Genomic DNA, 21,893 nt, shown 5'->3' on the forward strand with positions numbered 1-21,893 from the left:
GGGCCGCAAAGCGGACCCTTGATCACCAGGCACAGGACGGCTCAAAGCTATCCGCTCGCGCCATGCTCCACATACGCTCGTAGAAGTCCGCCTCGATCTTGTCCTCGAGCAGGTCGCCCGGCTTGAGGAACACGTGGAGCTGGGAAAACAGGCGGATCTCCTTATCCGACACGCGTCGCACCAGATGGCGCGGCTCCAGTTGCGCAGGGTGCTCCAGCCCGGCGGCGGCGAGCATCTCCGCCAGGGCCTTGAGCGTGTTGCGATGGAACTGCTGGACGCGCTGGGCCTTGTCCGGCACCACCAGGGCGCGCTGGCGCAGCTCGTCCTGGGTGGCCACACCTGTCGGGCACTTGTTCGTGTGGCACGACTGGCTCTGGATGCAGCCAATGGCGAACATGAAACCGCGCGCCGAGTTGGCCCAGTCGGCGCCTATGGCCAGCACGCTGGCGATGTCGAAGGCGCTGATGATCTTGCCGCTGGCACCGATCTTGATCTTGTCGCGCAGGTTAAGCCCAACCAGCGTGTTGTGCACGAATAGCAGCCCCTCGCGCAGCGGCACGCCAATGTGGTCGGTAAACTCCAGCGGTGCGGCGCCGGTGCCGCCCTCCTTGCCGTCGACCACGATAAAGTCGGGGAGAATGCCGGTTTCCAGCATGGCCTTGGCGATGCCCATGAATTCCCACGGATGGCCCAGGCAGAACTTGAAACCCACCGGCTTGCCGCCGGACAGCTCACGCAGTTTGGCGATGAACTGCATCATCTCGATGGGTGTGGAGAAGGCGCTGTGGCGCGAAGGGGAGATGCAATCCTCACCCATGGGCACGCCACGGGTCTTGGAGATTTCCTCGGTGACCTTGTGCTTGGGCAGGATGCCACCGTGGCCGGGCTTGGCGCCCTGGCTCAGCTTGATCTCGATCATCCGCACCTGCGGGTTCTGCGCCTGAGCGGCGAAGCGCTCGGGGTCGAACTGGCCGTCGCTCGTGCGGCAGCCGAAGTAGCCACTGCCTAGCTCCCAAACCAGGTCACCACCATTTTCGCGGTGGTACGGGCTGATGCTTCCCTCACCGGTGTCGTGATAGAAGTTGCCCAGCTTGGCGCCGCGATTGAGCGCGCGAATAGCGTTGGCGCTGAGGGAGCCGAAGCTCATTGCCGAGATGTTGAGCACCGAAGCCGAATAGGGTTGTGTGCACTGTGGTCCACCCACGGTCACACGAAAGCTCGATGAGTCGCTCAGCGGAGCAGGGCGCATGGAGTGGCCAATGAATTCGTAGCCGGCCTGGTAGACGTCGATCAGCGTGCCGAACGGCTTGTCGCCGCCCTGGTTCTTGGCTCGCGCATACACCAGCGAACGCTGGGCGCGGGAGAAGGGCAGGCGGTCGTCATCAGCTTCCAGCAGGTACTGGCGGATTTCCGGGCGGATGCCCTCCACCAAGTAGCGAATGTTGCCAAGGATCGGGTAGTTGCGCCGCACTGCGTGGCGGGTCTGCAGCAGATCGAAGACGCCGATCAGGCTGAGCACTCCTGTGAGCAGGGTGAAGGGCCAGACCCATTCATGACCGGTGAACGGGAGGCTGAATAGCGTGAACAGCACGCAGAGGGCGAAAAAGGCATAGCGGCTGAGTAACGACAGGCTCATTCGAACTCCTTGTTTGCAGGTACCGGCACAGCGTAGGCCGAAGTGGCAGGTTATGCCTTGCCACGGCTCAAGGTGGCCAGTTTCGGCGTAGGAATGTGCCGCGTTAAAGCTCCATCTCCCTCTGGACGAGGGCGGGGTGAGGGATGTTTCAGGCTGCTCGAACCATCATAGGCAGGCCTTCGGCCAGCTTAGCGAATGAATTCGCCCCCACAGGTGGTTTCAGCTTCGGCACGGACAACCCCTCTCTCGTTTATGGGAGCGGGTTGGCGTACTGGGGGCGAGCACTGCCCAGGCGCATGCTGCAATCGACCACGGCCTGCTCATCGGCCTGCAAGCGCTCAGGCAGGAAGTCGCGGAGAAACTCCACCCAGGTCCTGATCTTGGCATCGAGAAACTGCCGCGACGGGTAGAGCGCATAGATGCCGAGCGGAAACAGACGGTGGTTGGGCAGCACGCGTACCAGGCTACCGTCCTGTAGCCCGCTGCTTGCCGAGTAGACCGGCACCACGCCGATACCGATGCCGGCCCTGATGGCCTCGGTCATGGCGTCGGCGGTGTTCACCTGGAAAGGCGTCTGATTGACGCTGACTTGCTCCTGGCCATCGGGGCCGTCGAACAGCCACTTGTCCAGCGCCATCACGTTGTTCACCAGGCGCAGGCAGCGGTGCTTGGCGAGGTCCGCGGGCTGGCGGGGAGCGCCGTGTTTTTCGATGTAATCAGGGGACGCGCAGAGCACGCTGTAGGTGGTACCGAGTTGCTTGGAAATGAACCCTGAGTCGGGCAGCTCCTGGGCGATCACCACGGAAATGTCGTAGCCCTCGTCGAGCAGGTCAGTGATGCGGTTGGCCAGGGTCAGGTCGAAGCTGACGTCTGGGTACTTCTCGCTGTACTGGGCGATGGCCTTGATCAGGTAATGCTGGCCGATGCCGGTCATGGCATGGACCTTGAGGTTGCCCACCGGCCGGGCATGGGCCTCGCTGGCCTCGGCCTCGGCTTCTTCGATATAGCCGAGGATCTGCTCGCAGCGCAGCAGATAGCGCTGACCAGCCTCGGTGAGCGCGATGCGGCGCGTGGTGCGGTGCAGCAGGCGGGTGCGCAGGTGGGTCTCCAGGGTGGCGACTGCTCGGGATACATAGGAAGTGGTGAGATCCATGCGCTGGGCAGCGGCGGTGAAACTGCCGGTTTCTGCCACGCAGACGAAGGCGCGCATGTTGAAAAGGATGTCCATGGAGGGTTCCGGCCCGGGAGGGGTGCGAATTTTGTCACGAAGTATGTCAGGGATTATGGCTATTTCAGTACACAATCATTCATCTATTCGTCTGCTTATCCTCGGCTCGGGCTGACCCTAGAATCGCCAGCCTTCCCGGCTCCGTAGCCTTTTCCGGCAGGAGCCGGGCTTCCCCCAGCATTCAGGATCTGCCGCAGTGCTCCGCAATCCCCGGCCCGCCTTCGCCCGTGCCAGCCTGTTCGTCGTTGTTTCGCTCCTCACCGCTTGTATCGATAGTCAGGGCATCGCGCCACAGGCCAACCGCCTGGAGGTGCAGCAACTGGACCCCGCTTCCGCCATCCGCAGCGTCGAGCGCGAGGCGGCCTGGCCAGACGCCCAATGGTGGCGCGTCTACGCTGATCCACAGTTGGATGGCTGGATGGATGAGGCCCTGGCGGATAGTCCCAGCTTGGCCTTGGCGGCCGCTCGGGTACGTCAGGCCCGTGCCCTGGCTGGGACGGTTGAGGCGGCGGAGTCGCCCCAGGTGAATCTGGAGGCCAACCTGCAGCACAAGCGTTGGCCCCATGACTTCTTCTACGGACCCGGCGAGCTGGCCCGTACCACCACCTGGAACAACACCAGCCTGCTGGGTTTCAGCTACGACCTGGACCTCTGGGGGCGTGAGCGCAGCCGCAGCCACCAGGCGCTGGACCTGGTTCGCGTGGCGGTGGCCGAGGCGCGAGTGGCCGCGCTGGAGCTGCAGGGCAACATCATCCGCAGCTACATCCATCTGGCGCTGCTCTTTGCCGAGCAGGACATCGCCCAAGCCAGTCTTGCGCAGCAGGAACAAATCCTCCATCTGGCCGAGCAGCGCCTGCGCGATGGCATCGGCACGCGCCTGGAGATCAGTCGTGCCGAGGCGGCGCTGCCGGAGACTCATCGGCAGATCGATTCACTGAACGAATCCATCGCCCTGGTCCGCCACCAACTGGCGATGCTGGCTGGAAAGGGGCCGGCGGAGGGTGAGCGCCTGCTGCGACCGCGCCTGGCCCTGCAACACTTGCCTGGCCTGCCGGCGCAATTGCCGTTGGAGCTGCTCGGGCGTCGCCCGGACCTGGTGGCCAGTCGCTGGCAAGTGGCAGCCGAGGCCCGTGGCATCGAAGTAGCCAAGGCCGGCTTCTACCCCAACATCAACCTGCTCGGCGGACTGGGCACCAATGCCACCCAGGGCTCCATGCTCGACTTCCTGCGCTACGACAAGATGACCTACGGCCTCGGCCCGGCACTCAGCCTGCCGGTATTCGACGGTGGATTGCGCCGTGGTGAGCTGGGGGCTGCCGCTGCCGGTTATGACCTGGCGGTGGAGCATTACAACCAGACCCTGCTGCGTGCACTGCAGGAAGTGGCCGACGCTCTGGTGCGTCAGGCGTCGTTGCACCAGCAGCAACAGCTTGCCGCCGAAGCGGTAGCGGCTGCGCAAAGGACCTGTGACCTGGCGCTACTGGCCCAGCAGCGTGGGCTCACCAGTTTCGACACCGTGCTGGAGGCGCAGCCGCTGCTGTTCCAGCGCCAGCTCAAACAGCAGCAGGTGCGCGCCGCGCAGCTCAGCGCCCAGGCCGATCTGCTGCTGGCCCTTGGCGGGGGCGTCTTGCCCGAACCCGGCGGCCCGTCGGACGCGAGCCTGGCTCCGCGTGAACCCGCGTTGCGTTTCTTGCCCAAACCCTGAGGACTTCCCATGGCGTCAACCTTCAAGCGCGCGTTGGCCGAGTGGGCGCGCAACGATGGCCTGACCTGGGCCTTCATCTTCAAGACCTTGCTCACGGCCTTCCTCGCCCTGTGGCTGTCCTATCGTCTGGAGCTGCCGCAGCCGGGCACCGTGCTGGTGACGGTGTTCATCGTCATGCAACCGCAGAGCGGCCAGGTCCTGGCCAAAAGCTTCTACCGCATCATCGGCACTCTACTGGGGCTGACGGTGATGGTGGCGTTGATCGCTCTGTTCAATCAGGAGCGGGTGCTGTTCATGCTCAGCCTGGCGATATGGATCGGCCTGTGCACGGCAGGCGCCGCCCGTTACCGCGACTTCCGCGGCTACGCCTGCGTGCTGGCCGGCTATACGGCGGTGATGATCGGCCTGCCGGCCACCCTGCACCCGGAAGGCGCCTTCATGCAGGCGTTGTGGCGGGTACTGGAGATCACCCTGGGGATTCTCTGCACCGGGCTGGTCAATGGCCTGATCCTGCCGCAGTCCACCCGCACTGACCTGCGCAACACTTTGCACGGACGCTTCCGCGATTTCGCCGCCTTTGCCTGCGAGGGGCTGGCCGGGGGCCTCGATACGGCGCGCTTCGACGCTGCCAATGCGCACTTCGCTGCTGCTGCCGTGAGCCTGGAGAACATGCGCAACGCCACCGCCTTCGAAGATCCGCACATGCGCATGCGCAGCGGCCGGCTGGCACGGCTGAACAACGAGTTCATGGTGCTTTCCACGCGCTTTCACGGGCTGCACCAATTGCTCCGTCGTCTGGCCAATGAGACGCCCCGTGCGCCGAGCCCGACTGTACGAGCGAGCTCTGCTCGCGAAAGCGCCGAGCCGCAGGAGTTCGCCAGCAGAGCTGGCTCCTACGAAGAGTCACAGAGCGGAGTTGCAGTGCTCGACGCCCTCGCTCCCTGCCTCGCCGAAGTGGCCCGCCTGCTGGCGCCCCTGCGTGACCGGCTGACTAGCGAGGCTGATGCGTCCGCCCTGGCCCAGCGATTGGAGACTTGCAAGGTGGAACTGATGCAGCTGATCCGCACCGGTCGCGCGCAACTGGTCATGCAACAGCCGAGCGAGGCCCGGGCGCTGGACTTCGACACCGCCGCCGAGCTGCTCTATCGCTTCGTCGATGACCTGCACAACTACGCCCAGACCCACGCTTCACTATTGGAACACCACCATTCCCGCGAACAGTGGAAGGAGAGTTTTCGGCCCCGCGCCAATGCCGTCGCCGCTGCAGTTGCGGGGCTGCGCAGCAGCCTGCTGATCCTCGCCCTGAGTGCGTTTTGGATGGCCACCGCCTGGCCCAGCGGTGGCACCTTCGCCATGACCGTCGGGATGGTCTCGGCGCTGGCGTCGTCGTCGTCCAATCCCCGGCGGCTCTCCGCCCAGCTCGGCCTTGGCGCGCTGGCCGGCGCCTGCCTGGGCTTTGTGATGACCATCTGGGTGCTGCCCTGGCTGGATGGCTTCGCGCTGCTCTGCTGTGCCCTCGCTCCCGTGGTGGCGCTGGGCGCCTTCCTGCTCTCGCGTCCACAGTACGCCGGCGCCGGCCTGGGCCTGCTGGTGTGGTTCTGTATGATTTCGCTGCCGGCCAACCTGACCCTCTACGACCCGCATCGGGTGATCAACGAGTACCTCGCCTCGCTGCTGTCCATGGGGCTGGCCACCGTGGCCGCCGGCGTGTTGCTGCCGCCGAACCGGCGCTGGCTTTGGCGGCGCCTGGAGCGCGATCTGCGCATGTGCGTGGTGCAGGCCGTGAGCGGGCGGATGAAGGGTTTGGTGTCGGGCTTCGAGAGCGGTACCCGCGACCTGCTGAACCAGGCCTATCTGTATTCGGCGGGGCGGCCGGATGTGCAACGCCAACTGCTGCGCTGGATGTTCCTGGTGCAGGAGGTGGGCCATGCGGTGATCGAGCTGCGCCTTGAGCAGGCACGTTTGCCGGCGCTGTCCTGCTATGCAGAGCACATGCACTGGCGCAACGCGATCCGTGCCATGGGCCGGGCGCTGGTGCGGCTGTTCATTCAACCATCAGAAGCCAACCGCCAGCGCGCGTTGGCCGCCGTGGAGCAGGCCATCGACAGCGTGCGGAGCACCGCCGAGCCCTGTGCCCCGCAGTTCGAGACCTCGCCCCTGCGGCGCCTGCAGAGCTACCTGCATTTCATCCGCACCTCACTGCTCGACCCGCAGACCCCGCTGCGCGATGCAGCGGTACCCGCCCATTCGCAAGGATTCGCCCATGCCACGTGAGATCGCCCTGCACGGCGTCTACATGCCGAGCCTGACCCTGCTGTTCCTCTTGGCCCTGGTGCTGGGTTGGGGGCTGGACCGATTGTTCGCCTGGCGCGGCCTGTACCACCATGCCTGGCACCCGGCGTTGCTGCGCGTCGGCCTGTTCACCTGCCTGTACGGCGCCCTGGCGCTGACCATCTACCGTTGAGATTTGCCATGTCCCTGAAACGACTTCTCAGTGTCGGCGTGACCCTGCTGATCCTCGCCCTGGCCGTTTTGCTGGTGCGCACCTTGTGGCTGCACTACATGGATTCACCCTGGACCCGCGACGGTCGCGTGCGGGCGGATGTAATCAATATCGCTCCGGACGTGGCTGGGCTGGTAGTGGAAGTGGCGGTGCGCGACAACCAGCGGGTAGCGGCGGGCGACCTGCTGCTGCGCATCGACCCGTCCCATTATCAGGTGGCGGTGCAAGAGGCCGAGGCGCTGGTGGCGGCGCGCAAGGCGGCGCTGGACATGCGCAAGGTCAACGCTGATCGCCGTGCCGATATGGACGACCTGGTGATCTCCCGTGAAAGCCGCGAGGACGCCGGCCACCTGGCCGCCGCCGCGCTGGCCGAGTACCGCCAGGCCCTGGCCGCGCTGGATGCCGCACGGCTTGATCTCGATCGCACCGAAGTGCGCGCGTCAGTGGCGGGTCACATCACCAACCTCAATGTCTACAAGGGCGACTTCGTCCAGCGCGGCGAAGCCAGCATGGCGCTGGTGGATGGCCAGTCCTTCTATGTCAACGGCTATTTCGAGGAAACCCGCCTGCCGCACATCAAGGTCGGCGATGCGGCCGAGTTGCGACTGATGAGCGGCGAACGTCTAAGAGGCCATGTCGACAGCATTGCCCGGGGTATCTACGACCGCGACAACCCGGAAAGCCGTGAGCTGATCGCCGACGTGAACCCGACCTTCAATTGGGTACGCCTGGCCCAGCGGGTGCCGGTACGTATCCACCTGGACGAAGTGCCCGATGGCGTGCTGCTGGCGGCGGGCATGACCTGCACCGTGGTGATTGGTGAAGCGGGCAACGAGCCGGAAACTTCCGGCTTTCTCAATGGATTGTTGTTCGCCCAGTAAAGAGTCCTTGTTTTGTTTGCGCCTGTTTTCCGATAGAAGCGGAACTTAAAATAGTCCTGCCTCCCACGATGAGGCGACGCTGCCGTAACTTCACCTTGCTTGGGTGTTGCGTTGTACCTTCGGCCAGCTTGTGGAGAGCTGGCCGAAGTTTTAACTGCCTACCATCGGGAATCACTTCAATGAAAGCCTTCGCACTGCTGGCGCTCGCTGGCATGTCTTCGCTCGCCTTCGCCTCAGAGTCGCTGGAAACCGCCGTGGCACAAGGCACCGAAACCGAGAAGTACCATTACGGGATGAAACTGGATGTCGCCAAGGTCATTTCCCGCAGCGACACTTCCACGGCCTGTGGTGTAGTTCCAGCCCATATCACGTATGAAGACCACCAAGGCAGAGTTCATCGCTTGGAATATATGGTCTTTGGTGAGGGTTGCAGTAACGGTTGATATGGTTGTTCGTGAATGAATGCCTGGCTGATTGAAGTCGGGCGTCGTTGTTTATGGGGATGCAATAAGTCGCTGGTGACCTATTGTGGGCGCGCTTCTAATCAAGCTTCCTGCGCCTTGAGGAACAAACTGAACAACTCTGACTGTGATTTGATCCCCAGCTTGCTGTAGATGTGCTTGCGGTGGACCTTCACCGTCTCCGCCGAGATGGCCAGCTTGCGGGCAATCTCCTTGCTGGAGCAGCCGCTGAGCATCAGTTTGCCGACTTCCAGCTCGCGAGTGGTCAGGGTGCTTTCCACTTGCAGGCCGACCGCTTCGAGTTTTTCCTGCCAGGCCGGTGCAGGGGGCGGCGGGCTGGCCATCAGCTCCTGTTCGAAGGCCAGGCGCTGACGCATCAGGCCGGCGACCCAGGGCTGGATCAGCCCGAGCAGAGCGAGTTGGTCCGAAGTGAACGGCTGTTTCGAACCCAAGGACAGGCACAGCGTGCGCTCACCCTCCAGCGGCACATTCAGTTGCACCTCGTCCGCCACCACGTTCAGGCGGAAGTAGCGCTGGTAATAATCGGTCTGCTCGAAGCATTCCGGGGCCACGTCGGCCAGGCGGAACAGGCCGCCGACATGGCGCTCGCGGCTGGCGATGTAGAACGGGTCGAGCTGGAAAAGGCCGCGCAGGTAGTCCTGGAACAGCGGGTCGGGGCCGCCGCCGGCGCCCGGGCATTCGGCGAATACCTGCGGCCGGCTGCTGCTGAAGAGCAGGACCACCCAGCTGTCGAACGGCACGTATTGTTCCAGCAGGCGCACCAGGGCTATCCAGAAACCAGGGCGGTCCAGGCTTTCGATCAGCCGGCCGACGGCCTGGTGCCAGGCGATATCCTGCAAAGTGAGACTCATGCTTCTACCCCCGGTGGGTTACCACGCTCGCGTAATTACCCGCTGGCCGATGGCGCGACATACTCGAACCATCCCAGGGCAGGTGTCGTGCATTGTGACGCCAACTTGCCCGCTGACAAGAACAAGGAGCATCCATGAAGGTCGAACTCGTCCAACTTGCCGGTCGTGACGGCGATACCGCCTACAACCTCGAGCGCACCCTCCAGGCCATTGCCACCTGCGCGCCGGACACCGACCTGGTGGTGTTCCCGGAAACCCAACTGATGGGGTTTCCAACCGCCGGGAACGTCCATGCCGTCGCCGAGCCGCTGGATGGTCCCAGCGTTCAGGCGGTGCAGCGCGCCGCTCGCGAACGCGATGTGGCCGTGGTAGTCGGTGTGGCCGAAAACGATGCGGGCACGTTCTACAACACCACCGTGCTGATCACCCCTGAAGGCATTGCCCTGCGCTACCGCAAGACCCACCTCTGGGCCTCGGATCGCGGGGTGTTCACGCCGGGTGACCGCTATGCCACCGCCCTGTGGAAAGGCATCCGCGTTGGCATCCTGATCTGCTTCGACATCGAATTCCCTGAGACCGCCCGCGCGCTCGGCCAACTGGGTGCCGAGCTGATCATCGTCACCAACGGCAACATGGACCCGTACGGCCCCACCCACCGCACCGCGATCATGGCTCGCGCCCAGGAAAACCAGGCGTTCGCCGTAATGGTGAACCGGGTAGGCGAGGGTGATGACAACCTGATCTTTGCCGGTGGAAGCGCGGTGGTCGATCCCTTCGGGAGTCTGCTTTGCGAGGCCGGGCGCGGAGAGTGCCGGCAGATAGTCGAACTCGACCTCGACCAACTCAAGGCTGCCCGCATGGACTACCGGTACCTCGATGAGCGCCGCTTGAGTCTGCCGGGCGAGCGCATCGAGCACACCGATGGCCGCCGCGAGCTGCTGATCCCTTGACCCCGACGCTTGGCCGCCCGTTCGCAGGGTGGCCGCCTGATGCTTCATGCCGACTTCGGCTCTGCCACAACAACCAATAATTCGGAGTAGCAGTAATGGCTCACCTGCAGCGCACCTTGTCGCTCGGGTCGGTGGTGCTTTTCGGCATCGCCTACATGACCCCGATCATCGTCCTCGGCACCTTCGGTATCCTTGCCGACACCACCGGCGGCTTGGTTCCGGCCGCCTATGTCGCGGCCTCCCTGGCCATGCTTTTCACCGCCCTGAGCTATGCCCGAATGGCCGCTGCCTTCCCGGTCGCCGGTTCGGCGTACAGCTATGTGCGCAAGGCTATCAACCCGAAGCTGGGCTTTCTTGCCGGTTGGGCTGTGCTGCTGGACTACCTGTTCCTACCCATGGCCATCTGGCTGATCGGCGCCGCCTACCTGCATTCGGCGTTTCCGGCAGTGCCCCAAGCCATCTGGGTGCTGGCTTTCATCGGTGTGACCACGGTCATCAATGTGGTCGGGCTGCGTCTGGCGAAGAACATCAATGGCGTGCTGATGGTCGTCCAGTTCCTGGTGCTGATCGCCTTCGTGGGGCTGTGTGTGCATTACGTGCTGGGTGACGCGAGCAAACCGCTGTGGTCGCTGGAGCCCTTCCTCAAGGAGGGGATGCAGCTGCCGCTGATCATGAGCGGCGCAGCCATCGCCTGTTATTCCTTCCTCGGCTTCGATGCGGTGAGCACCCTAACCGAGGAAACCCGCGAGCCGCGCAAGACCATCCCGCGAGCCATCCTCCTGATCACGCTGATCGGTGGGCTGATCTTCATCGCCACGTCCTATTTCGTGCAGCTGGCGCACCCGTCGGTCGAGTTCCAGAGCACGGATTCGGCGGCCTATGAGATCGCCCGCAACATCGGTGGCGATGTGTTCGTGTCGATCTTTCTGATCGGCCTGATCGTCGGTCAATTCACCTCGGGCCTGTCGGCCCAGGCCAGCGCCTCGCGCCTGTTGTTCGCGATGGGCCGTGACGGCGTCCTGCCGCAGTCGGTGTTCGGGCGGCTGAGTGAGCGCTTCGGTACCCCCGTGGGCAGCATCGTGCTGTGCGGCGGGGTGGCCCTGTTGGCGCTGCGAATGGACGTGACCACCTCGACGTCTTTCATCAACTTCGGCGCCTTCCTGGCCTTCACCCTGGTGAACCTGTCGGTGATCTTCCACTACTGGCTGGGTGGCGAGCGACGCGGCCTGCGCGAACGGGTGCAGTTCCTGCTGTTCCCGCTGCTGGGCATGGTCGCGACGTTGTGGCTGATGGTCAGCCTGGATCACTTGGCGATCATCCTCGGCCTGACCTGGCTGGCGCTGGGAGTGATCTACCTCGGCTGGCTCACTGGCGGCTTCCGCCGCCAGCCGCCGGAGCTGAGCTTCGAGGAGGCTTGATCTGTTGATAACCGGGCAGGCCATCGGCCTGCCCGGTGAATGAATTCACCCTCACAAAAGCCGGCGGTTTGCTCGCCGCGCTGCGCTCACTCCTTCCACGTCTTTTCCTGTCCTGTCCAGACGCGTTTACTGCTACCTGGCACGGGGCGATCGCACCCGTTACACAGGCTGCTTCAGGCCTCTCCGATAGTGCCTTTCGGCACTATTGTCGCTCCAGGAGGGGAATCCCAAGATGGCTTCACGCGCCCCATGGTGGGTTGTGTCAAACCTCAACGGATTTCAACAAGGATAAGAACATGAGTGAGTCTGTAGTCGATCAAACGATGTGGGACGGTAGCCTGCATGTGAACCTTCCTGGCACATTTCTCAATCGTCCCCGCATCAAAGCGGATGCCGAGGCGCTTCGCCACGCCGGCGCGAGTGCGGCCTTCGTGGGCTTTCCCTGGGATGGCACCTGCATCAGCCGCACCGGCACCAACTTCGGTCCGCGTGGCTTGCGTGAAGCCAGCGAGCAATTCCTGACCTACAACTTCCAGTCCGGTATGGATTTGGCCGATGAATTCAACATCGTCGATTGCGGCGATGTCCCGATCGTGCCAGGCAACTCCGAACGCACCCAGTCTCGTGCCCAGGAGATGATCGCCGCTCTGCTGGAAGCCGATGTCATGCCAATTATTGGGGGCGGCGATCACTCCATCACCATCGGGCCGGTGCGGGCCTTCACGCAGAAATATCGCCGCTGCGGGATGATCCACTTCGACACCCACCTGGACACTGCCGAGGACGTCGGTGGTGAGACGCTCAATCACTGCTGCCCGATCGCCCGTGCGGTGGATGCCGGCATCGACCCGAAGAACATCGTCACCATCGGCCCGAGTGGCTGGATGAACCCCCGCTCGGAACTGGCCTATGTGCGTGACAAGGGCATCAACCTGTTCACCCTCGAGGACGTCTGGCGCCTCGGGGCGGAAGAGGTTGGCCGGCAGGCGGCCGAGTTGGCTTCAGCGGGAGTCGATGCGGTCTACCTGACCATCGATATCGACGTGATGGACGGCGCCTATGCCCCAGGCACCGGTGTCCCGACCCCCTGCGGCATGACGCCGCGAGAAATCCTCGGAATCATCGCGCAGTTCTCCCGGGCGCCGTTGCGCATGATCGATATCGCCGAGGTTTCTCCGCCCTGGGACCCTTCCGGGATCACTTCGCGCCTGGGCATGCGGATCCTGCTGGATGCCATGGCGGCAGCGGCACTATCCCGTCGCCAGTGAATGCCTGCGGCTCTGGCCCATCGGAGCCTTTATAACAACAAGACAGACCGGCATGGTGTTCCCCATGCCGGCGGGAGCACAACCGTGCCTAGACATGCAGATGTGCAGGAAGGGGCCAACGGCCCAGACGAGGGAAAACTCCTGCGCGAACTGACCCTCTCTTCAACCTTCTCGCTGGCGTTCGCGTTCATCTCGCCGATCGTCGCGCTCTATTCCATTTTCGGCCTCGGCCTGGCTGATGTCGGCCCCGCATTCTGGTGGGGGCTGATAATCGCGATGGCGGGGCAATTTCTGGTTGCCCTGGTATTTGCGATGCTGGTGTCGCGCTTTCCCCTGGAGGGCAGCCTTTACCAATGGTCCAAGCACCTGATCGGGCCTCGCTATGGCTGGTTCGCTGGCTGGACTTACATCTGCACACTGACCATCACGATGGCGGCTGTGGCGCTAGGCGGGGCGAGCTTCCTGGCACAGCTGCTGGGGCTGGACCCGGAGTCCAGGCTGGTCAGCGTCTTTCTGGCGCTTGGCCTGATTGCGTTTGTCACCTGGGGCAATACCAGCGGTCGCAGGATGTTCGCAGCGATCGTCTGGCTTTGTATCGCGGCCGAGGTGATCGGTTCGGTAGGTGTCGGCGTGCTGTTGCTGGTCGAGTTCCAGGTCAATCCACTGAGTTACATCCTGCCGAGCGCGGACCTGTTCGACAGCATGGGCACTGGCCTGGATGGCTTCTTCAGTTCCAAGGCCGCCTTGGCGATTGCCTATTGCGGTTGGGCCTTCCTCGGCTTTGAGAGTGCTGGGGCGGTGGCAGAGGAGGTCAAGCACCCCGAGCGCGCAGTACCGCGTGCGATGCTGCTGTGCATGGCGGCGGTCGGCAGTGTGGTGGCGTTCTCGTGTCTGAGCCTGATCCTGGCGATTCCGTCCTTGCCGATGGCGGACGGTACCGATCCTGTCGCGGGCATCCTGGTGCACCACCTCGGCCCGCTGGCCTATCGGGGAATGCTGGTGCTTTTCGTCATAGGTTTCCTGGCCTGCATGCTGGGCATCCAGGCCTCGGTCTCCCGAGTCATCTGGGCGTTCGGCCGTGATCGGCAATTGCCGCGTGCCGACTGGCTATGCCGTCTGTCCGGGAGCGACCAGTTGCCGGTCAATGCCATCCTGCTCACAGGGGCCTTGTCCACGACCCTGTTCCTGCTTTCGTTCACCAACCTTTATCCGATCCTGCTGAACTTCACCATTTCGGGCTTCTATATCGCCTTTGCGTTTCCCCTGGTCGCCGCGAGCCTGCATGTGCTGAATGGGCAATGGTGCAACGGTCCGTTCAGCCTGGGCCCGCTCAGCGCACCGCTGATCTGCGTGTCGACCGCCTGGGTGCTGTTCGAGACGCTGAATATTGCCTGGCCACGCTACCCGAACATTCCCTGGTATGAGAACTGGGCAGTGCTGCTAATGGTGAGTTTCCTCGGCATCGTGGGCGGCTTGTTGCAGCTGTGCATGCGGCGTAACGTTGCGCCATTGACCGGGGCCGGGCTGCAGACAGGACGCCCGTCTTAGGGCTTATTGGCGAGCAGGCGCATGACGACACCAGCGTGTATCAGGGGGGACGAGGTCGGAGTGGTTGCCCAGATCATCTCGGCGATCGGCAGCGAGTCCTTCTATGAGCGCCTGGTCGGGCTACTGAGCGGATTGATCGATTGCGAGCGACGGCTGGTGGTCAAGTACAGCCGTTTCGCCGCCCCCGAGTTGCTGGTCAACGCGTCGCTGGACGCGGCGGCGATAGAAAACTACCTGAGCAGCCTGTATCGCCTGGACCCGCTGCTCAGGCTCGTCGAGAGCGGCAATGTGCCGGCGGTGACCTCATTCGATGAGATCCGCACCGTGGATCCGGCCAACGCCTTCTTCGATGAGATCTTCAAGTCCGGTGAGATTCTCGACGAACTGGCGATCCTGTTGCCCAGTCCCGGACATGCCTACATTGCCCTGTGCTTCGACCGCCAGGCGCGTTGCTTCACCACCACCGAGCTGGCATGGATGCGCCGGCTTTACCCGATCCTCGTCGACGCCCACGCGGCACATATCCGGTTCGCGATCCAGGGGCGCTTGGGTTCGCTCTTCGGTGATGGTCAGGTTGGGGTGGCGGTCGTTGCCCAAGACGGTGGGTTGGTCTATCGCAACACGAATTGGTCGAGGCTCTGTGGCGAATTGGCCGAACAGCAACTCATCGACACCGCCCTGGCCATGCCGGAGCGCGCGCCGGTGCGGCTGGAGGAGCGCATTCTGCACTGGGAGATGTCGAGCATCGATCATGCGCAGATTCGCGCCTGCCGCATCATCTTTGCCGAGACTGGCAGTGCGGGTTACCTGAAGCGGGACGCCAAGGCACCCCTGCAGGGCTTTTACCAGCGCTATGAGCTGAGCCCCCGCGAGTGCCAGATCGTAGAGAAGGTGATGCGCGGCTACTGCAACAGCAGCATCGCCAAGAAGCTGGGGCTGAGCCCGGGAACTGTGAAGAACTACAAGCAGCGGCTTTATTACAAGCTCGACATCACCAGTGAGCGGGAGATCTTCTCGCTGTTCATGCAGTACCTGTTCGAAGAGAGTGACCCGGTGGCCGCTCCCGTAGGCGCGGCGTCGGGCGATTTCTCCTAGCGCGCCGCACTCACCCCTTCCAGCGTGGCGAACGAGGTGTCCTTGGCGGTGAGCAGGAAGTCGCGCATGAAGGGCGCGTCGAGCATGTCAGAGCGGATGGCGGCGTAGAGCGTGGCGTAAAGGCCTTTCTCGCCAAGGCGCTTGGCGGTCACGTAGCCGCGAGAGCTGTATTCGTGCAGCGCCCAGTTGGGCAGGCAGCAGACGCCACGACCGCTGGCCACCAGTTGCATCATCATCACCGTGAGTTCCGAAGTGCGCACCTGGGCGGGCTCGACGTCGGCGGGTTCGAGGAAGCGGGTGAAAATATCCAGTCGGTCGCGCTCCACTGGGTAGGTGATGAGGATTTCCGTGGCCAGGTCCTCCGGCATCACGTAGGCCTTGCCGGCCAGGCTATGCTGGTTGGCCACTGCCAGCAGCGCTTCGTAGGTGAACAGCGGTACGTAGGTGATGCCAGCCAGGTCGATCGGGTCGGAAGTCACCACCAGGTCGAGGTCGCCACGGGCCAGGGCCGGCAGTGGGGCGAAGGAGAAGCCTGAGGCCAGGTCCAGTTCCACTTCCGGCCAGGCATCGCGGAACTGGTCGATGGTCGGCATCAGCCACTGGAAGCAGCTGTGGCACTCGATGGCCATGTGCAGCCGCCCGGCGGTGCCGCCAGCCAGGCGGGCAATATCGCGCTCGGCGCCGCGAAGCTGCGGCAGCACGCTGTCGGCCAGTTGCAGCAGGCGCAAGCCGGCGCTGGTGAAGCGCACGGGCTTGGTCTTGCGCACGAACAGTTGCATGCCGAGGCGTTCCTCCAGTTCCTTGAACTGGTGGGAGAGGGCGGACTGGGTGAGGTGCAGTCGCTCGGCGGCTTCCACCAGGCTGTCAGCCTCGCGCAGGGCGTGGAGGGTCTTGAGGTGGCGCAGTTCGAGCATTGGAGGTTCTCTATGAATAGAACTTGAGATCAACACGAATATGTTGAGTTTGTCTCAAGTGCCTGCCGCTGTCGACAATGGGCGCCATCACTTGCATGGAGTTTCAAGACATGGCCCTGTCCCATTCCCTCGGTTTCCCACGCATCGGCCGTGACCGTGAACTGAAAAAAGCCCTGGAAGCCTTCTGGAAAGGCGAACTGGACGAGGCCGGCCTGCGCGCCGTGGGTCGTCAGCTGCGCGCCGAGCATTGGCAGTTGCAGAAGGATGCCGGTATCGATTTGCTGCCCGTGGGCGATTTCGCCTGGTACGACCAGGTGCTGACCCACTCGCTGACCTTCGGCGTGATCCCGGAGCGCTTCCGCCCGGACGCCGGCCAACCGACCCTGCAGACCCTGTTCGCTATGGCCCGAGGTGGTGTTGGAACGAAGAGCAGCAATAGCTGCTGTGGCGGTGCCCATGCGCAGCCCCTTCTCGCAGAGGAGCTCACCAAGTGGTTCGATACCAATTACCACTATCTGGTGCCGGAGTTTACGGCTGATCAGTCGTTCTCCCTGAGCTGGCAGCAATTGTTCGAAGAGGTCGAAGAGGCCCATGCGCTGGGCCACAAGGTCAAGCCGGTGCTGATCGGCCCGCTGACTTATCTCTGGCTGGGCAAAGCCAAGGGCCAGGCGTTCGACAAGCTGGACCTGCTGGAGCGCCTGCTGCCGGTGTATGGTGAAATCCTCCAGCGCCTGGCCGCCCTGGGCGTGGAGTGGGTGCAGATCGACGAGCCGATCCTGGTGCTGGACCTGCCGCAGGATTGGAAGAACGCCTTCGAGCGGGCCTACAATCTGCTGCAGCGCGAGCCGGTAAAGAAGCTGATCGCCACTTACTTCGGTGGCCTGGAGGACAACCTTGGCTTGGCCGCGAGCCTGCCGCTTGATGGCCTGCACATCGACCTGGTGCGCGCGCCCGAACAATATCCGACCATCCTGGATCGCCTGCCGGCCTACAAAGTGCTGTCCCTGGGCGTGGTCAATGGCCGCAACGTCTGGCGCTGTGACCTGGACAAGGCCCTGGCGGTGCTGCAACACGCTCACGACCGCCTGGGCGAGCGCCTCTGGGTGGCGCCGTCCTGCTCGCTGCTGCACAGCCCGGTGGACCTCGCTCGTGAAGACCAGCTGGACGCCGATCTGAAAGGTTGGCTGGCCTTTGCCGTGCAGAAGTGCGCGGAGGTGGCCGTGCTAGCCCGCGCCCTGGAACAGCCGGAGTCGCCCGAGGTGCTGGCGGCCCTGGCCGCGAGCCGTGCGGTGCAACAAGATCGCGCTGCCTCGCCGCGTATCCACAAGCCCGAAGTGCAGGCCCGCGTCGCGGCCATCGGCCCACAAGACAGCCAGCGGCCTTCGCCGTTCGCCGAGCGCATCGTCAAGCAGCGCGAGCGCCTGCAATTGCCGGCGTTCCCGACAACGACCATCGGCTCCTTCCCGCAGACCGCGGCGATCCGCCTGGCGCGTCAGGCGTTCAAACAGGGCAAGTTGTCGGAGGCTGAATACATCGAGGCCATGCACAGCGAAATTCGCCATGCGGTGGAGATCCAGGAGCAACTGGACCTGGACGTACTGGTGCATGGTGAAGCCGAGCGCAACGACATGGTCGAGTATTTCGCCGAACAACTGGACGGCTATGCCTTCACCCGCTTCGGCTGGGTGCAGAGCTACGGTTCCCGTTGCGTGAAACCAGCGGTCATCTATGGCGATCTGAGCCGTCCGAAGGCCATGACCGTCGAGTGGGTCCGCTATGCGCAAGGCCTTACCAGCAAGGTGATGAAGGGCATGCTGACGGGCCCGGTGACCATGCTGATGTGGTCTTTCCCGCGCGAAGACGTATCGCGCGAGGTGCAGGCGAAGCAACTGGCGCTGGCCATTCGTGGCGAAGTGGTGGACCTGGAAGCCGCCGGCATCCCCATCGTGCAGATCGATGAAGCCGCCTTCCGTGAGGGCCTGCCGTTACGTCAGGTGCAGTGGAAGCATTACCTGGACTGGGCCACCGAGGCCTTCCGTCTCTGCGCCTCCGGCGTGCGGGACGAAACGCAGATCCACACCCACATGTGCTACAGCGAGTTCAACGATGTGGTCGAGTCCATCGCCGCCATGGATGCGGACGTGATCACCATCGAAACCTCGCGCTCGGACATGGAGTTGCTGGAGGCCTTCGAGGCCTTTGCCTACCCGAATGAGATCGGCCCGGGCGTCTACGACATCCATTCGCCACGCGTGCCGGATAGCGCCGAAATGGCCGGCCTGCTGCGCAAGGCGGCCGAGCGCATTCCCGCCGAGCGGCTTTGGGTCAACCCTGATTGCGGCCTGAAGACCCGCGCCTGGCCGGAGACCGAGGCGGCGCTGGTGAACATGGTGGCCGCGGCGCGACAGTTGCGGGCGGAGTTCAACTGCCGGTGAGGGGGAGGGGCCGCGTTGCGGCCCTTTGCGAATGAACTGGATGCATCTCTTGTAGGAGCGAGCTTGCTCGCGAAAAGGTCGGGTTCGCGAGCAAGAACTCGGCGTCCCCCATGCTCCTACAAGGCTCTCAGCCCCGCCGCGCGCTGCTCGCCAGGTCATCGAGAAACGCCTGGAGGATCGGTGGTGGCGCAAGGCCGCGTCGGGTGATGGCGTCGAAGGACGCCAAGGGGCGCAGGCGGTCGGGCAAGAGTGGGCGCATGTCGCCGGTTTCGACCCAGCGGGCGGCGAAGTGGCAGGGCAGGAAGCCGAGGTAGGCACCGGAAATGATCAGTATCGCCAGGGCTTCGATATTGTCCACGGTGGCTGCAGCCTTGCTGGCACCCACCAGCTCCAGGTCGCTTTGCTGCATGAAGCCACGGGCGACGATGCGTGAGGTGGCGATCTCTTCCAACAGACGCTCAGGCCTGGCCTTGCTCGAATAGAGCGGATGGTGCCGGCCACAGTAGAGCCCGAGCGCCTCTTGGTACTGCGCTGAGTAGTTCAGGCCCGGCACGCGAAAGGGGAAGTGTCCGATGGCCAGGTGCAGACGGCCGTCGAGCACTCGTTCCTCCAGCTCGGACGGCGTGCCGACATAGACGCTCAGATGTACATCGTGCCCGCGCGAAACAAAACGCTGGGTGGTGGCAGGCAACGGCGAGTCTGGGTCGGTGATGGTGGTGTCGATGATGCCCAAATTCAGGGTGCCGCTGATGTTCTGCTTGAGCACATCGGCGTCCATGCAGAAGGCTTCCACCGCCGACAGCAGGCGCTGTGCCGCCTCGTGGATCGCCACGCCCTGCTCGGTGAGGCGAAAGCCACTGCGCCCGCGCTGGCAGAGCTTGACCCCGAGGCGTGCCTCCAGTTGGCTCATCTGCTCGCTGATGGTGGACTGACCGACGTTGAGCGCGGCCTGGGCCGCGGAAAAGCCACCGCACTTGACGATAGTCTCGAAGACCCGGAGCAGTTTCAGGTCGACGTCATAGAGTTGGATCACCGCAACCTCCCGCCTTTTTTATTAATCGGTAATTGCCGATTTTTGTATCTGATATTTTGCATTTTACCCATGTGAAACTGGGGGCATAGTCGTGTCAACGGTAGCCCGATGCAAGGGCTGCCTCGCCGAATCCATAACAACAAATCGGAGGCGCATCATGGTGCCTTGGCATGGCGACACCACCTCTCCCCAATGCGGCCGCGTCGAGCCTCGACCTGCCTGCAGCCCGCTGATTTGTGCGGCATTCCTGCCGACTCCCGATCTCCATTCACGCTTGATCCAACGCCAGTGACGGTCGATCCGACCCTATCTGGCGCGGGAGCGTCTGGCCTGACTTTTCCACCACTCGACGAGTGCACGACCAAGAGAATGACGATGGACACCACAATCAAAAGCTACCTGCAGCAGTACGGCGTATCCGAAGCCACTCAGCGTTTTCTTTCCAAACCCCAGAAGATGTTCATTGGCGGGGCCTGGCTGGATGCTTCCGACGGCGGCACCGCCGAGGTGATCGAGCCTTCCACCGAGGGTGTGCTCGGGCGCATCCCGATGGGCACCGCGGATGATCTGGACCGCGCCGTGCAGGCTGCCCGCGCGCAGTTCGACGGTGGTGCCTGGCGTCTGCTCAAGCCGCTGGAGCGCGAGCGCCTGCTGCATCGCCTGGCCGACCTGATTGAGGCCAATGCCGACGAGCTGGCGGAAATCGAATCGATCGACATGGGCAAGTCCGTGGCCCAGGCACGCGCTGTGGATATCCAGGGCACGATCGACACCTTCCGCTACTTCGCTGGCTGGGCCAGCAAGATCCACGGTCGTACCGTCGAGCCGTCCCTGCCCGGCAACTATCTGGCCTATACGCGCAAGGAGCCGGTGGGCGTGGTCGGCGTCATCGTGCCGTGGAACTTCCCGCTGCAAACCATGGCCTGGAAACTCGGCGCGGCCCTGGCAGTTGGCTGCACTGTGGTGGTGAAGCCAGCCGAGCTGACCTCGCTGTCGGCCCTGCGCTTCGCGGAGCTGGTGCAGGAATCCGGCATTCCGGATGGCGTGGTGAACATCGTCACCGGGCGCGGTAGCGTGGTTGGCGCGGCCATGTCCAGCCATCCGGGCATCGACAAGCTGAGCTTCACCGGCTCGACCCCGGTCGGCTGCACCGTGGGCAAGGCCGCCCTGGACCAGATGAAGCGCCTGACACTGGAACTGGGCGGCAAGTCCCCGGTGATCGTCTTTGCCGATGCCGACCTCAAGGCAGCGGCCCAGGCGGTGGCCAATGGCGTGTTCTTCAACTCCGGACAGGTCTGCGACGCCGGTACTCGCGCCTATATCCACCGCAGCGTCTACGAAGAGTTCCTGCGTGAGCTGGCGGACTACACCGCCAGCCTGAAAATGGCTCCGGGCCTGGACGGAGACTGCTTCATCAGCCCGCTGGTGTCGCGCCAGCAGCAGGAGCGAGTGCAGGCCTACATCGAAACCGGAAAGGCCGAGGGGGCGGAGGTCTACTTCGGCGGAGAGGCTGTCGAGGGCCCGGGCTTCTTCGTCCAGCCGACCATCTTCGCCAACTGTCGCAATGACATGCGCATCGTCCAGGAAGAGATATTCGGCCCGGTGCTGGTGACGGCACCGTTTGATGACGAAGAAGAGGTCGTGGCGCTGGCCAACGATTCACCGTTCGGCCTCGCCGCGGCGATCTATTCCAACGATCTCGGTCGCGTACACAACCTGATTCCGCGCCTGCGCGCAGGCTCCGTGTATGTCAACGCGCACAGCACGATCGACCCGTCGATGCCCTTCGGCGGCTACAAGCAGTCGGGCTACGGCAAGGACCTCGGGTCGGAACAGCTCGAATACCTGCTGGAAACCAAAGCGGTCTGGATCACACTGCCCTGAGGAGCAGGGCGGATACCTGCACCGGCGCCCCGGCGTCGGTGCTCATTGGTTGGGATGCATCG

The 21,893-nt window shown here is 63.7% G+C and carries 17 protein-coding genes; 12 read left to right on the forward strand and 5 right to left on the reverse strand.

The features are described from left to right. Positions 1 to 22: 22 nt before the first annotated feature. On the reverse strand, positions 23 to 1,636 hold the full coding sequence (locus tag OXH74_RS16175) for an FMN-binding glutamate synthase family protein (protein ID WP_375737884.1): 1,614 nt from the start codon (positions 1,634 to 1,636) through the stop codon (positions 23 to 25). Positions 1,637 to 1,886: 250 nt separating this feature from the next. Next, positions 1,887 to 2,864 carry a LysR substrate-binding domain-containing protein gene (locus OXH74_RS16180; RefSeq protein ID WP_375737885.1) on the reverse strand — a complete coding sequence of 326 codons (978 nt, stop codon included), beginning with the start codon at positions 2,862 to 2,864 and terminating at the stop codon, positions 1,887 to 1,889. 196 nt (positions 2,865 to 3,060) lie between these two features. On the opposite strand from OXH74_RS16180, the gene OXH74_RS16185 reads away from it, so the two are divergent. The 5 genes from OXH74_RS16185 (at position 3,061) to OXH74_RS16205 (ending at position 8,396) form a co-directional block, all read left to right on the forward strand. Beyond that, on the forward strand, positions 3,061 to 4,569 hold the full coding sequence (locus OXH74_RS16185; protein WP_375737886.1) for an efflux transporter outer membrane subunit: 1,509 nt from the start codon (positions 3,061 to 3,063) through the stop codon (positions 4,567 to 4,569). 9 nt (positions 4,570 to 4,578) lie between these two features. Then, complete coding sequence (locus OXH74_RS16190; RefSeq protein ID WP_375737887.1) at positions 4,579 to 6,843, forward strand: FUSC family protein; 2,265 nt, start codon at positions 4,579 to 4,581, stop codon at positions 6,841 to 6,843. Further along, a complete protein-coding gene (locus OXH74_RS16195) occupies positions 6,833 to 7,033 on the forward strand; it encodes a DUF1656 domain-containing protein (protein WP_375737888.1) in 201 nt (66 codons plus the stop codon). Before OXH74_RS16190 ends, OXH74_RS16195 begins: the two co-directional genes overlap by 11 nt. 8 nt (positions 7,034 to 7,041) lie before the next feature. Continuing rightward, positions 7,042 to 7,953 (forward strand): efflux RND transporter periplasmic adaptor subunit, encoded by a 912-nt coding sequence (locus OXH74_RS16200; protein WP_375737889.1) that lies wholly within the window; start codon positions 7,042 to 7,044, stop codon positions 7,951 to 7,953. Between the two features lie 179 nt (positions 7,954 to 8,132). Beyond that, a complete protein-coding gene (locus tag OXH74_RS16205; protein ID WP_375737890.1) occupies positions 8,133 to 8,396 on the forward strand; it encodes a DUF2790 domain-containing protein in 264 nt (87 codons plus the stop codon). A gap of 101 nt (positions 8,397 to 8,497) precedes the next feature. Here the strand turns inward: OXH74_RS16205 and OXH74_RS16210 are convergent, their stop codons facing one another. After that, positions 8,498 to 9,286: a response regulator transcription factor gene (locus tag OXH74_RS16210; RefSeq protein ID WP_375737891.1), complete on the reverse strand. Its 789-nt coding sequence runs from the start codon at positions 9,284 to 9,286 to the stop codon at positions 8,498 to 8,500. A gap of 134 nt (positions 9,287 to 9,420) precedes the next feature. Here OXH74_RS16210 and OXH74_RS16215 point away from each other — a divergent pair, with 134 nt between their 5' ends. From OXH74_RS16215 to OXH74_RS16235, 5 genes are all read left to right on the forward strand, one after another. Then, positions 9,421 to 10,236, forward strand: a complete 816-nt coding sequence (locus OXH74_RS16215) for a carbon-nitrogen hydrolase family protein (RefSeq protein ID WP_375737892.1) — start codon at positions 9,421 to 9,423, stop codon at positions 10,234 to 10,236. A gap of 95 nt (positions 10,237 to 10,331) precedes the next feature. Then, positions 10,332 to 11,654: an APC family permease gene (locus OXH74_RS16220; protein ID WP_375737893.1), complete on the forward strand. Its 1,323-nt coding sequence runs from the start codon at positions 10,332 to 10,334 to the stop codon at positions 11,652 to 11,654. A 296-nt stretch (positions 11,655 to 11,950) separates the two neighbouring features. Next, positions 11,951 to 12,922 carry an agmatinase family protein gene (locus OXH74_RS16225; protein ID WP_375737894.1) on the forward strand — a complete coding sequence of 324 codons (972 nt, stop codon included), beginning with the start codon at positions 11,951 to 11,953 and terminating at the stop codon, positions 12,920 to 12,922. Positions 12,923 to 13,006: 84 nt separating this feature from the next. Continuing rightward, complete coding sequence (locus OXH74_RS16230) at positions 13,007 to 14,470, forward strand: APC family permease (protein WP_375737895.1); 1,464 nt, start codon at positions 13,007 to 13,009, stop codon at positions 14,468 to 14,470. Positions 14,471 to 14,530: 60 nt separating this feature from the next. Then, positions 14,531 to 15,565 carry a LuxR C-terminal-related transcriptional regulator gene (locus tag OXH74_RS16235; protein ID WP_375737896.1) on the forward strand — a complete coding sequence of 345 codons (1,035 nt, stop codon included), beginning with the start codon at positions 14,531 to 14,533 and terminating at the stop codon, positions 15,563 to 15,565. Here the strand turns inward: OXH74_RS16235 and metR are convergent. After that, positions 15,562 to 16,479 (reverse strand): transcriptional regulator MetR, encoded by a 918-nt coding sequence (gene metR, locus OXH74_RS16240; protein WP_375737897.1) that lies wholly within the window; start codon positions 16,477 to 16,479, stop codon positions 15,562 to 15,564. The genes OXH74_RS16235 and metR overlap by 4 nt on opposite strands. Before the next feature lie 110 nt (positions 16,480 to 16,589). On the opposite strand from metR, the gene metE reads away from it, so the two are divergent. Continuing rightward, complete coding sequence (gene metE, locus OXH74_RS16245) at positions 16,590 to 18,914, forward strand: 5-methyltetrahydropteroyltriglutamate--homocysteine S-methyltransferase (RefSeq protein ID WP_375737898.1); 2,325 nt, start codon at positions 16,590 to 16,592, stop codon at positions 18,912 to 18,914. 127 nt (positions 18,915 to 19,041) lie between these two features. On the opposite strand, the gene OXH74_RS16250 is transcribed toward metE, so the two are convergent. Next, positions 19,042 to 19,947 (reverse strand): LysR family transcriptional regulator, encoded by a 906-nt coding sequence (locus OXH74_RS16250; RefSeq protein ID WP_215368512.1) that lies wholly within the window; start codon positions 19,945 to 19,947, stop codon positions 19,042 to 19,044. Between the two features lie 375 nt (positions 19,948 to 20,322). Here OXH74_RS16250 and OXH74_RS16255 point away from each other — a divergent pair, with 375 nt between their 5' ends. Further along, positions 20,323 to 21,831, forward strand: a complete 1,509-nt coding sequence (locus OXH74_RS16255; protein WP_375737899.1) for an aldehyde dehydrogenase family protein — start codon at positions 20,323 to 20,325, stop codon at positions 21,829 to 21,831. Positions 21,832 to 21,893 lie beyond the last annotated feature (62 nt).

Origin of the sequence: Metapseudomonas boanensis, assembly GCF_042232855.1 — a bacterium.
In the GTDB taxonomy this organism is placed as follows: Bacteria; Pseudomonadota; Gammaproteobacteria; order Pseudomonadales; family Pseudomonadaceae; genus Metapseudomonas; species Metapseudomonas boanensis.